This window comes from Microcoleus sp. B3-D7, assembly GCF_036705305.1.
Classification (GTDB): Bacteria; Cyanobacteriota; Cyanobacteriia; order Cyanobacteriales; family Microcoleaceae; genus Microcoleus.
On record NZ_JAUBUE010000005.1, the window covers coordinates 15,510 to 28,142 of the forward strand.

The 12,633-nt window shown below is 46.5% G+C and carries 11 protein-coding genes; 7 read left to right on the plus strand and 4 right to left on the minus strand.

The window, feature by feature from the left end; all coding sequences use genetic code 11:
- Nucleotides 1-230: 230 nt before the first annotated feature.
- From QUB25_RS05610 to QUB25_RS05625, 4 genes are all read left to right on the plus strand, one after another.
- Nucleotides 231-2,135, plus strand: coding sequence for a serine/threonine-protein kinase (locus QUB25_RS05610; protein ID WP_333182321.1), 1,905 nt, complete (start codon nt 231-233; stop codon nt 2,133-2,135).
- Between the two features lie 80 nt (nt 2,136-2,215).
- The gene (locus QUB25_RS05615) at nt 2,216-2,485 is read left to right on the plus strand and encodes a hypothetical protein (RefSeq protein ID WP_190662916.1); all 270 of its coding nucleotides are present in this window, start codon (nt 2,216-2,218) and stop codon (nt 2,483-2,485) included.
- A 571-nt stretch (nt 2,486-3,056) separates the two neighbouring features.
- Entirely contained in the window at nt 3,057-4,403 is a 1,347-nt protein-coding gene (locus QUB25_RS05620) for an EAL domain-containing response regulator (RefSeq protein WP_333182322.1), read from the plus strand.
- 313 nt (nt 4,404-4,716) lie between these two features.
- Nucleotides 4,717-5,382 carry a response regulator gene (locus QUB25_RS05625; RefSeq protein ID WP_333182323.1) on the plus strand — a complete coding sequence of 222 codons (666 nt, stop codon included), beginning with the start codon at nt 4,717-4,719 and terminating at the stop codon, nt 5,380-5,382.
- A 233-nt stretch (nt 5,383-5,615) separates the two neighbouring features.
- Here QUB25_RS05625 and QUB25_RS05630 read toward each other — a convergent pair whose 3' ends face one another.
- Nucleotides 5,616-6,332: a pentapeptide repeat-containing protein gene (locus tag QUB25_RS05630; RefSeq protein WP_333060644.1), complete on the minus strand. Its 717-nt coding sequence runs from the start codon at nt 6,330-6,332 to the stop codon at nt 5,616-5,618.
- A gap of 191 nt (nt 6,333-6,523) precedes the next feature.
- Entirely contained in the window at nt 6,524-7,723 is a 1,200-nt protein-coding gene (locus QUB25_RS05635) for a phosphoglycerate kinase (RefSeq protein ID WP_333182324.1), read from the minus strand.
- 183 nt (nt 7,724-7,906) lie between these two features.
- Between QUB25_RS05635 and QUB25_RS05640 the strand changes: the two genes are divergently transcribed.
- Together QUB25_RS05640 and ylqF are read left to right on the plus strand one after the other, a co-directional pair.
- A complete protein-coding gene (locus QUB25_RS05640; protein ID WP_333045478.1) occupies nt 7,907-8,320 on the plus strand; it encodes a universal stress protein in 414 nt (137 codons plus the stop codon).
- Between the two features lie 193 nt (nt 8,321-8,513).
- Nucleotides 8,514-9,368: a ribosome biogenesis GTPase YlqF gene (gene ylqF, locus QUB25_RS05645; protein ID WP_333060647.1), complete on the plus strand. Its 855-nt coding sequence runs from the start codon at nt 8,514-8,516 to the stop codon at nt 9,366-9,368.
- Between the two features lie 19 nt (nt 9,369-9,387).
- On the opposite strand, the gene QUB25_RS05650 is transcribed toward ylqF, so the two are convergent.
- A complete protein-coding gene (locus QUB25_RS05650; RefSeq protein WP_333060649.1) occupies nt 9,388-10,203 on the minus strand; it encodes an MOSC N-terminal beta barrel domain-containing protein in 816 nt (271 codons plus the stop codon).
- A 233-nt stretch (nt 10,204-10,436) separates the two neighbouring features.
- Here QUB25_RS05650 and QUB25_RS05655 point away from each other — a divergent pair, with 233 nt between their 5' ends.
- On the plus strand, nt 10,437-11,162 hold the full coding sequence (locus QUB25_RS05655) for a carbonic anhydrase (RefSeq protein WP_333037425.1): 726 nt from the start codon (nt 10,437-10,439) through the stop codon (nt 11,160-11,162).
- A 124-nt stretch (nt 11,163-11,286) separates the two neighbouring features.
- Here QUB25_RS05655 and QUB25_RS05660 read toward each other — a convergent pair whose 3' ends face one another.
- The gene (locus tag QUB25_RS05660) at nt 11,287-12,474 is read right to left on the minus strand and encodes a tetratricopeptide repeat protein (RefSeq protein WP_333182325.1); all 1,188 of its coding nucleotides are present in this window, start codon (nt 12,472-12,474) and stop codon (nt 11,287-11,289) included.
- Nucleotides 12,475-12,633 lie beyond the last annotated feature (159 nt).

The following is a 12,633-nucleotide window of genomic DNA, read 5'->3' on the forward strand; positions in this document are numbered from 1 at the left end:
GCACATTGGGCTGGACACTAAAAATTTGAACACACTTTGAGGTCGATCGAAAATATGTCGCAGTAGATAAACTTCCATAGCACAAAACCGCTGTTTTCACAATAACCACAGGGGATAGCCAAGCTGCCGATCGACTAATAAACACTGACACACTATGTCAAGATTAATTCAGCGATCGCCCAAAACTCCTAGTCTCAGTCAAGCGTGAAAATCCGACGCAGCAAGTTCCAATGAACAATCCCATCTACCCCGGCATAACTCTCAACAACCACTACCGCATCGTCCGCGAATTGGGACACGGAGGCTTCGGGCGCACCTACCTCGCTGAAGATGCCCACCGATTTAACGAACCCTGCGTTTTAAAAGAATTTGCGCCCCAAGTACATGGAAGTTACGCTTTACAAAAATCCGAGGAACTGTTCGAGCGGGAAGCGGGAGTGCTCTACAAGCTGCAACACAATCAAATCCCCCGCTTTCGCGAACTCTTCCGCGTCAGTATCAGCGATCGAGGCTACCTATTTCTAGTCCAAGACTACGTGCCCGGTCAAAGTTACCGCTTTCTGCTCGACGCCCGCAAGCGTCAGGGTTTGCGGTTTATAGAGGCAGAAATCAATCAACTGCTGCTGCAGATTTTGCCCGTGCTCGAATACATTCACTCTCTAGGAGTGCTTCACCGCGACATCTCCCCGGACAACCTGATTCTGCGGAGTTCTGACGGGATGCCGGTGCTAATCGACTTCGGCGGAGTAAAACAAGTCGCCGCCACCGTAGAGTCTCTTTTCGCTGAGGCTAACGGCACTCCCGGCCCCGCGACTCGCATCGGCAAGCTCGGCTACGCTCCCGTCGAGCAGATGCAGATGGGCATTGTCTCTCCCCACAGCGATTTGTACGCTCTGGCGGCCACGGTTTTAGTGTTGCTGACGGGGAAGGAACCGCATCAGTTGCTCGACAGCCAAACGCTGAATTGGAACTGGCGGGCGGAATGTTCTCTGTCTCCGAATTTGTCCCTGGTGCTGGATAAAATGCTTGCTCAGCAGCCGAGCCAGCGTTACTCCTCGGCTCGCGAGGTAATGCTTGCTCTTTCCGGCAATCCGCCTTTACAGCCACCTTTGCCGCCAGCCCCGGATTTTGGGCTCACGCAGCCGCCGGATCTCTCGCCTATACCCGTGCCCGCTCCCACGCCAAAACTGCCGGGAACTCCGGTGCGAATTGCTGCTATTGGCAATCAGCAAAAAATGCCTGCTTGGAAAATGGTTTTGTTCGTGGTGGCGGTGCTCTCAACTATGGGGGGAGTTGGCTGGTTTGCGGGCAATTCTTTGTTAAATCTGCAATCAAAAGTACAGAAAGTTCCCCAGCCTCCAAACCCGAAGCAGCAGCAAGAAGATGCTTTGCAAGATCGCTTTGTCAAGCTCAAAATTGACGATCGATTCTATAACGGTTACGTCAACCTTGTGGACGAGACTTTCTATGCCAAATACCCGGAATTGGGGGGACGATTGTTAAAAGAAGGCGAGGAAGATCGCCAGTGGCGCGAAAGGTGGCAGAAAATCGGCGACGAGTTGCTCGACAAGCTGGAAAATCTCAGCAGCGACGCTAGAGCGCGATTGGGCAGTTACGACACCACTGATATCGATCGCTGGAAAACTGAGGTTAACAAGCTGAATTTGAGCAGTCGGGCTTTGTACGATTTGGCTGATGCTAGGTTCTTTTATTGGTTTCCAGAACAGCCGCGCGATCGCAATATCATTGGTTTGCCGATCGGACAAATTTGGCAAGCAATTACCGCCGACGAACTCGAAGCCTTACAAGCTGGAGCAACTCTCGAAAGCGTTGAATTTGACCGCCTATCGAAGAGCAAACGCCTCACAGGCAATCTCAAACCCGGAGAAGGGAAAGCTTACATTGCCAGGTTCGCTCAAAATCAAACTTTGCGCGTGAATTTGCAAGCACCGCGCAAATCTACTCTACTGTCAATTTATACTCCGGGGCGGACAAAGGGCGCGCGAGCTTTGCTGGAAGATGCAGAGGGGCTTAGTTGGTCTGGATTGCTGGATGATGCTGGTTATTATGAATTCGTGGTAGTTTCTCAAGCATCTGAGCCGATCGCTTACGAGTTGAACCTGACGGCGGAATAACTGCTATTGACGCTCTCTATCCACCCAGGCAATAATAAGGTAATACCAATCAGATAAGTTGTCGGGTTCAAACAAAGAATATGCTGAGATTCGCGATCGTAGCTTTAGTGACTTTTGGATTAGTATTAGTGACTGCACTAGGTTTACATCCGGCCAATGCGACAGTCAGCACTCCCGAATTTTATGCTTGGAACTTTGCCTCTGTAGGCAGTAGCGAGCTGGTTTGTAAAAAGACCGTGGTAGTTCCGCAAGACCTGATAATTCCGTCATCATCCATGCACGCTGTCACTATCAATTCTGCAATTGTAGATGAAAAGTTTTGCGCGAATTCCACTAAGCCTGTGAATTAAGGCAGCGCATAATAGGATTTCGGGTTACAGAACCATAATTAAGTTCTCCGTTAGTCGATTTTAGATGTTAGATTTACTTCACAGATGAATCTGGGAGATTGAACCTTAATCTAAAATTTTGATCTCTCCACGACAGTTGTCTGAAAGCAAGTATCTTTTTTTGGATGAATCAGGACGCTGCATCCTGATTCATACCTTGAGAGAAAACTCTATTTTTCAGTACAAACACGGACTAATTATGAACAATTAACCGGACATCATATAGGTGATAGCCTGAGTAATTTCCGCCGGCGCACTGAAACTGTTGGCTATTTTTTTTATATAAAATATTGGGTATTTTGTAATAAAAGTTTATCAAACGAGTCGGGCGCAGCAGTTTCCTGCTCTTGAAAGAGATCGAAATCTTCCCAATTTGGGCAGTTCTTTGATTGTGACTTCAGAACCGAGGGGAAATATTCAGCCATTTGGCTAATCATTTATTGGCTAATTGGCCCAGTTACTAATTCCCTAGTTTGAGTATGCTAGAGTTAGTCAGGTTCAGATATATAGTGCCATCTGTTATCTAAGTATCATGCTCAAAATTTTGGTGATTGAAGACGACGAATTAATCCGGGAAACTCTTCTGCAACTCCTGGAATCTCACAGCTACCGGGTTATTGCGGCTGAAAACGGTCGAGCTGGGGTGCAGATGGCACTTTCGGAGATACCGGATTTAATTTTGTGCGACGTGCAGATGCCGGAACTCGACGGTTATGACGTGTTGCGGACTCTGCGGCAAAACTCGCTAGCTGCAACAATTCCTTTTATTTTCCTCACAGCTCAAAGTGACAAAACCGATTTTCGTCGGGGGATGGATTTGGGGGCAGACGATTACCTGACAAAACCGTTTACCAAGGGTGAATTGCTGGGAGCCATTGCTTCTCGCGTCTTGAAACGGCAAACTATTACTCAACCGCTAACAGTCGCGCTTCACCAAGCAGAAGCCAGACTCAAAGATTTAGTTAATGACTCGACCAAGGTTACGACTCTCTCTCCTGAAAAGTTTGCTCTCGAAGCTTTGCTGCGCCACGCTTTGGCACAAGGTGAGTTTCAGGTATACTATCAGCCACAGGTGAATATTGCTACCGGCAAAGTTATCGGCGCTGAAGCTTTAGTGCGCTGGCAAAATCCCGATCGAGGTATAATTTCTCCCTGCGAATTTATTCCCTTAGCAGAAGAAACCGGTTTAATTATTCAGATTGGCGAGTGGGTACTGCTTTCAGCTTGTGCTCAAGCCGCTAGTTGGCTGGCTGCAGGCTTTTCGCCCTTTACAATATCAGTAAACTTGTCGGCCCGGCAGTTGTCCGACCCGGAACTCAAGGCGCGAATCGTCCAAATACTGGAAACTACAGGCTTGGAGCCTGCTAATTTAGAATTAGAAATGACCGAAAGCGCTTTGGTGGAAAATGCGACTGTAGCAGGCGCTACTTTAAACGAACTTAAAGCTCTAGGAATTCGGATTGCTATTGACGACTTCGGCACCGGTTACGCTACTTTAGGATATCTTAAGCAATTTGCTTTTGACAGTTTAAAGATCGATCGAATTTTTGTCCGTAATGCCAGCGAAGATACTCAAAATGCTGCTATTACTACAGCAGTAATTTTACTGGGTCACAGTTTGAATATGACTGTAATTGCAGAGGGAGTGGAAACAGAAGCAGAACTAGATTTTTTGAAAGAACATGACTGCGATATCATGCAGGGCTATCTGTTCAGTCGCCCCGAACCCGCACCGATAATTGAAAGTATGTTGGTTGCCGCCCCGAGTTTGTTCGGGCCGCCCCCAGCAGCAGCACCTGGTCGCGTTGTCCCTTTTGTACCTGTGTCCGAACCAGAAAAATCTAAAAACCTTTCAATGTCGGGTCTAGGAATAGTGTAAGTTTCACTAAGATTTCTGTTTGATAGGGTAAAATTATTTCTTTTACCTTCTATTTTCTGCATAAAAGTTGACGCTTGCTCGTAAAAAGTTGTAGCTTTTGATGATAGGCGAATCCAAGAAGGAGATTGTTCCCCATATTGCTCTACTGCTTCCCCTTTTATGCGCTAGGCTCCCCTAATTGGACTATTTGAGAAAGTGTGGCGTGTTGAAATTGCGAGCCTTGATCAAGTTACAGGAGGTAAACTCAATTAAGTTCCTACTTTGGGACTGGCAGTTTCAAGAACTGTCCAACTGGAATTGGTGCAAGCCTGTCATGGAAAGAATATTAGTGGTGGACGACGAAGCAGACTGTCAAACAGTCTTAGCAATGTACCTGGAAAGTCAAGGATATCGGGTGGAATGCGCTAATTCAGGGATTGAGGCGCTCTCGATGTTTGAAAATGCCCCCCCAGATTTGGTAATTTCAGATGTCATGATGCCGGAAATGGACGGGTTTGAGTTTTGTCGCCGTTTGCGAACTACCCGTTTGGGACAGTTAGTCCCCTTTATATTTTTGTCGGGTCAAGGCGAGTTGGAGTCAAAAGTTGAAGGTCATTCGATCGGCGGTGACGATTATCTGGTAAAACCTTTTCAGTCTGAAGAAATTTTAGCTAAGGTAAAAGCGCAGTTAGAGCGCTCTCACCGCATTCACGCCGAAATTGTCCGACTGCTTCAAACTTCTAGCGGTAGGGCGGTGGAACCACAATTTGTTGCAGTATTGCCAGCACCTGCACCTTTGCCTTTAACACCAGCCGAGGAAAGAGTTTTTTGGGAGGTTATCCAGGGTTATACTAACAAACAAATTAGCGATCGGCTGTTTATTAGCCCCCGGACTGTGCAAGCTCATTTAGGCAGTATTTTCAGTAAATTACAGTTAGAAAATCGTGCCCAGCTTGTGAGATTTGCCCTAGAAAGAGGATACAAACCACCTCAAACTTAGCTCGTATCTCAACTTAGGGTGCGCCAGCCAGCCAGCGAGTCAGCCGATTTTAGATTTTAGATTTTAGATTTTAGATTTTAGATTTACTCCACAGATTCATTGGGGAGCTAAAACTTTAGTCTAAAATTTTGATCTTTCCACGACTTAAGTCGCGGGCTTGTATCCGTTTTTGGTCGGAATCAAAAACTCCCGTAGCTGCAAAAAAATGGAGGCTGACGCACTCAGCAAGCAGATTATTCCACATTCAAAACACAATAAGGAAAATTATTTATCACGCAAACCCCTGGCCCCAAATTCGTACCTCGCAAGTTGGCACGTTCCAAATCAGCCTGCCGCACGTTATTGGCCGCATCAATATTTGTCCCGGTCAATTGAGCCCCAGGAAGCCTAGTATTTGACAAAATAGCATTCTGCAAATTAGTATCGCGCACATCGGCGAAAGACATATCGGCTCCGCTTAAATTTGCACGATTCAAATTAACTCTAAAAAGCAGGGAACGCCTCAAATCGGCATTCGACAAATTAGCTTGCAGCAGATATGCTTCGCCCAGATTCGCATTAAAAAGCTTAGCACCGCGCAAATCCGCACTCGTCAGATTCGCTCGCCCCAAAAAAGCATTAGACAAATCCGCATTTCGCAGATTAGCCCCATTCAATTCAGCACCATACATCTCGGCATTAACTAAGTTAGCATTTGCCAAATTAGCATCACTTAAATCCGCTTCTAGCAAATTAGCTTCATAGAGATTGGCTCCGCTTAAATCTGCTCCTCTTAAATTAGCTCTGTACAAGCTAGCCTTGAACAAATCAGCATTTCTCAAGTCACAGCCCTCGCACTCTTTAGTTTCCAGCAATTGCCTAACATGATCTGGATTTTGAGCCTTAACGGGAGCTGCCAGCCCAAACAAAGCTAAACTTGCCGTTACAGTTGCCAAGAGTTTAAGTTTCACAAACAAACCTCACTGCTACTTCAAACAAATTATACTAGCAAACTATAGACTTTAAACCGATATCCTTCTCTCTTTTCTCTTGCTCTGCGTTCTCTGCGCCCTCTGCGGTAAATCTTCAAAAAAATGCTTCGCAGCCAAGGATATAGACCTGCTGACAGCAAGGCGGGCAAAGCCCGCCCTACTTAACTTAATTAAGCTTCATCTAAAGCAGCAACACCAGGCAATTCCTTACCTTCGAGCAGCTCCAAACTAGCACCGCCACCAGTAGAAATGTGGCTCATTTGTTCGCCTAAATTCAACTGTTCCACAGCCGCCACCGAGTCACCACCACCGATAATTGTGGTAGTACCAGTTTTAGTAAGTCCAGCCAAAGAATGAGCGATACCTTCAGTTCCCACAGCAAACTTCTCCATCTCAAACACGCCCATCGGCCCGTTCCAGATGACAGTTTTGCAATCGGCCAAAGCTTCTTGGAAAGTTTTTACTGAATCCGGGCCGATATCCAAACCCATCCAACCGTCGGGGATGCTTTCAACAGGGACAGTTTGAGTGTTAGCATCAGCAGCAAACTTGTCAGCAACTACCACATCAGTAGGTAACAGAAAAGTAACTCCCCGTTCCTTTGCCTTAGCTTCCAAAGACTTAGCCAGTTCCAGCTTGTCATCTTCCACCAAAGACTTGCCCACGTTCAAGCCGCGAGCTTTGTAGAAGGTGAAAACCATGCCACCGCCCAACAGCAGTTTGTCGCACTTTTCGAGCAGTTTTTCAATGACTCCAATCTTGCTGGAAACCTTAGAACCGCCGATTATAGCAGCTAAAGGACGCTGAGGATTGTCGATCGCACTGCCGAGATATTGCAGTTCCTTCTCCATCAAAAACCCAGCCACAGAAGGACTCAGATACTTAGTAACGCCCTCAGTAGAAGCGTGAGCCCGGTGAGCCGTACCAAAAGCATCATTGACATACAAATCGGCCACAGAAGCTAACTTCTTAGCAAATTCGGGGTCGTTTGCCTCCTCCTCTGGGTAGAAGCGGACATTTTCTAACAACAGCACATCGCCATCTTGCATCGCGGCGACTGTAGCAGCGACTTCATCACCGATGCAGTCGTCAGTCTTTTTGACCTCTTTGCCCAACAATTCCGACAGCCGCACAGCAACCGGAGTCAAGCGCAACTTCTCCGTCACACCCTTGGGACGGCCGAAGTGGCTGCACAAAATCACCTTAGCGCCCTTGGACGCTAAATCTTGAATTGTCGGCAGAGCCGCCCGGATGCGAGTATCATCGGTGATATTGCCGTTGTCGAGCGGCACGTTAAAGTCCGCCCGCACCAATACCCGTTTGCCCGATAAGTCCGATGCCGATAAATTTGCTACAGTTTTTTTTGTCACAGGATTAACCTCCTAATATGTGTGTTTTTGTCGAATTCCGTTGAAATGGCGGCACTGGTCACTTGCACTTGGGCCTCGGACGCATTCAACCGCGTCCGTACAAAAAACGGAAGATGAAACAAACGGCACTGATTGGCTCAACGTAAACATTTTATCGGAGTCCGCGTCCCGGAGATGCGCAGTATGTTCAAGACTGTCTTATTTCCTGTAGATCAAAGCCGAGAAGCCCGCGAAGCTGCCGAAAAGGTGGTCAATATCGTGAAAACCTACGCCTCTCGCTTAGTAATTCTCTCGGTAGTCGAGCCCCCAGCCGAGGAGGCCGACGCCCCCGCGCGAGAGGTGATGACTTCCCCCGAAGCAGTCGCCAAACTTCTTTCTGAGGCCCAATCGATGTTTTCCCAGCAGGGAATTGAAGCTGAAATCATCGAACGGGAAGGCAAACCTGCTTTCACGATTTGCGATGTGGCTGACGAAATTGGGGCCGATTTGATTGTGATGGGCTGTCGGGGGATGGGTTTAACCGATGATGGGGCGTCTGACAGCGTTACCAATCGGGTGATCAATCTGTCTCCTTGTGCAGTTTTGATTGTGCCTTAGTCAGTTGGCAGTTGTCAGTTGACTGTTGACTGTTGGTAGTTGGCAGTTGACAGTTGACTGTTGTCATTCAACAACTAACCAATAACAACTAACAACTGTCAACTAACAACTAACCACTAACTAATAACAACTAACAAGTAACAAGTAACAAAAGTCAACAGTCAACAGTCAACAGTCAACAGTCAACTAACTAATGAAAATTCACTGGTATCCCGGTCACATTGCCAAAGCTGAACGGGCATTAAAAGAACAGCTAAAGCGGGTAGATGTGGTGCTCGAAGTCCGAGATGCCCGCATTCCATTGGCTACTTATCACCCCCAAATGCCGAGCTGGGTGGGCGGCAAGCCGCGAGTCTTGGTCATCAACCGCATGGATATGATTACACCTCGATCGCGCGAGGCGTGGGAAACATGGTTTGAGGCTCAGGGGGAAACTGCGTATTTTACTAATGCCGAGCACGGTCAAGGAGTAGACGCTGTGGCGGATGCCGTGCAGGATGCTGGGGTGCAGCTAAATAAAAGAAGGTTCGATCGAGGTATGCTGCCCCGTCCAGTCCGTGCAGTGGTGATGGGATTTCCCAATGTGGGAAAATCTGCTTTAATTAATCGGCTGTTAGGGCGGAGAGTGGTGGACAGTGCCCGCAGAGCTGGAGTAACTAAATCGCTCCGATGGATTCGCATTTCTGACGAAATTGAATTATTAGACGCGCCTGGAGTGATCCCAACCCGAATTAACAATCAAGAAAATGCCATAAAATTAGCTATTTGCGAAGATATTGGCGAAGCAGCTTACGACAATCAGGTAGTAGCAGCAGCGATGGTAGATTTGCTGCAAGGGCTGGAGGCGACTGATGACACGTTGGTATCACTATCTGGTTTCAAATCCAGGTATAAATTAGATCCAGCATCTAGTAATGGTGAAGATTATTTGCACGAGGTCGCAAAAGACAAGTATAAAGGAGATGTCGAACGAACGGCGCGACAGATGTTAAACGATTTTAGAACTGGTGTTTTGGGTCAACTTTCTTTGGAGTTGCCGCCGGCTTGATCAGACTCGTAACCTACAACTAATCAGAAATGGTATTCAATAGAGAGTTGCTGACGGTGATAATTTGAACTTCGTCTCCTATGTGTAATATTTTTTCTGCTGCTTGAGGTGCGAGTCGCGTGTTAACTATCAGCCGACTAAAGTGATTTAAATGCCCTTTTTTTACCAAGTCAGGCATGATTTCCTTCTGCTTGGCTGTTAGTATATTTTTAAAATTTAGATCGCCTGCTTTCGCCCCATAGTTTCGCGTAGATAGGATACATGGCTGACCGGGATGAATAGCTTCAAATATTACTGTTCCTATTTTAAACCTCACAATTTCATCGGATTGTGAGAAAAGTTGGTCTTCCCAAAAAGCCGGGACATCTCCTATTTCAATATTAGCTCGCAAGCGATGGCGCATCTCGTTAACGCAAACTCTCGGAAACCAAGATGCAACTTCGGCAATTGTTTCGGTACTGATAATGCTTGGCCCTGGTGCAGCGAGATTGTCGGGAAAACCAGTCAGCAAGTTTTCAATTAACTTGACGGGGAAACCGAAGTAGTTGCTCAACCAAGATTCTATTCCAAAGCGTTCTCTATCTACATGAAAAAATATTTCTTGTTCGGTGCCTTGAATTTTTAGACCGGCAATTCTCTTTTTGATGTCAAAGGATAAGCGTAGAAAACGGACTCCGCTGTTGTGCTTAGTGTTAACAAATTCTCCGGCTGCATCGCAGATTGCAAAAGAGCGATCACCTTCTAGAGCTCCGCTGGCTAGAATAGTTGCTTGACTGACTGCTATGCCGTCAAGGGACTTGACCGGATAGATATGAATGCTGGCGACGTATGACATTTCGAGCCATTGATAAAAAATAGTCGTTTTAGATACATTCTAGCATCCCTGTCCGCAGAAGGATGACTGCCGTTGACTCTACTAAATAAAATATGAATGAAATAAAAATGGGCTACTTTTTTGAAGTTTACATTGTGCCGGAGCAGCTTGTAAAGAAAAATCAAAGAAGTCTGACTGAGCTTGTGGTATATATTATGCTAACAAATACAAACAATTGAACAGAGTTGCAAGCAATGACTAAAAGCGAAAGAACAGGTATGATTTCGCGACGGAATTTAATGCTGAGGGCTGGTGCAGGGATGCTGGCGGCCAGCATTGCACCAGCGTTTTTACAAGCCGAAGCAGCAAAGGCAGAGGCAATCTCTGACATTACTCCTACTGACATTACTCCTAACACTGCTCTTAAGAAATTGATGGAGGGTAATCAACGCTACATTGAGCAAAAACGGACATTTCCCGACCAAGCTCGATCGCGAGTTGTAGAAGTAGCACAGGGTCAACATCCGTTTGCAACCATCCTGGCTTGTTCTGATTCGCGCGTTGCTCCCGAAATTATTTTCGACCAAGGATTAGGGGACTTATTTGATATTCGAGTAGCTGGAAATTTTCTCGACGATGTGGTTCTCGGGAATATAGAATATGCCACCTTAGAATTAGGCGTGCCACTATTAGTAATTCTGGGTCACGAACGCTGCGGTGCTGTCAAAGCAGCTTTAGATGGTAAAGCTGTTCCGGGTCACATTAGCACTTTGGTGGCGGCGATTAAACCTGCAGTTGATTCGACCAAAGGTCAAAAAGGCGATGCCTGGGATAACGCAGTCAGAGCTAACGTGAAAATGAATGTCAATCAGTTACAATCCTCCTCGCCTATTTTAGCTGAAGCAGTCAAAGCGGGCAAGCTTAAAGTTGTTGGGGGTCGCTACGATTTGGATAGCGGCAAAGTAGAGATAATTGCTTAATTTTGCTGGTAATTTTCAGAATTTTTAGGGTAGTGCCAAGAGTGCCTACCCTTGGGGAGCGAGGGGAAACCATCGGGGATTGCCCCTAAAATTTATTGGGCAACGATAAAGTAGATATGCAAGTTTAAAGTAAACCCATTTCTTGTAGTCCTCGGCGCAGGCGTTCTGCTTCAAATGGGCGGCGCTGTTCGTGAAGGGCGATCGCTCTTTTGAATTCTGCTAAACTCTCTGGCATTTTGCCCATTTTCAGCAAGGCTACTGCCAAGTTTTGATGAGCTTCCGCGTGTTCTGGATCGATTTTTATCGCTTGTCGGTAATAGGCGATCGCATGTGCTAAATTTCCGGCTGCTTTCAGCGTCAGCCCTAAATTGTAGTGACCTGCTGCAAAATTGGGGTCAATTTTTAAAGCTGCTTTGTAAGCTTTTTCAGCAGATTTCAAATCTCCTTCCTCTTTGAGCAAATTGCCCAAATTATTGTAAGCACCCAACTTGAGCGGCGGGAACACATTGGTATTAATTGCGGCTTGATAGTGTTCTTTTGCTTTGGCAAACTGCTGCTGCTGGCGATAAGCAATTCCCAAATGATAGTTTAGTTCGTAAAGAATAGAATCATTAATGGTCTCTGCAGTCAAGCCTTTGGTTAATAAATTAATTCCCCGCCCGATTTGCCCGGTTTCGACATACAAAGCGCCTAATTTGCTACAAGCATAAGCATCGTTTGGATAATAAGCAATATAGCGTTCCATTGCTGCTTGAGCTTTTTGGAATTTACTTTTTGCGGCGATCGCATCTTTTTGATAACCAGAGTGCCAAATCGCCACATCGGGGAGAGAAGCTATTTTCCATTGTGGTTCCCTCTGCAAAATCTCAGCCACGCTGTCGTCTACCATGGCGTGGTAAGGGCGAGAAAAGCGGATATCGAGGCGATTGCGAAACAAGCGCGACACTAGGGAATAGGGAGATTGAGAGGCACCGATTTCTTGGCGGATGAGATTGATTAGCAGGAGCCGATCGCTCGCAATTGCCTGCTTTATTTGAGGTAGAATCTCGGGTACCAAAACCTCATCGGCATCTAATACCAAAATCCAGTCGCCCTGAGCGTGCTTCAGACACTCATTGCGCGCCGCTGCGAAGTCGTCGCACCATTCAAAGTCATAAACCCTCGCCCCGGATTCTCGGGCAATTTCACGGGTGCGATCGCCCGATCCCGTATCCACCACCACCATTTCGTCAACAACACCCTTAACGCTGTCCAAAGTCCGCGACAGTGTTGCCTCTTCATTCTTCACAATCATGCACAGAGTCAGATCCATCGGGCGCAAACTTTCCTCGTTTCACAAAATTATTGTAATTTTTTTACCAGTAAAACACAAACAGTCCCAGAAAAAATTCTCCTATTTCCCTTTTGGTTTGAGCATAACTGCCTTTGTTCCCTAGAAAAAGTGGGTTAACTCTTTTGAGATATTAAAAAG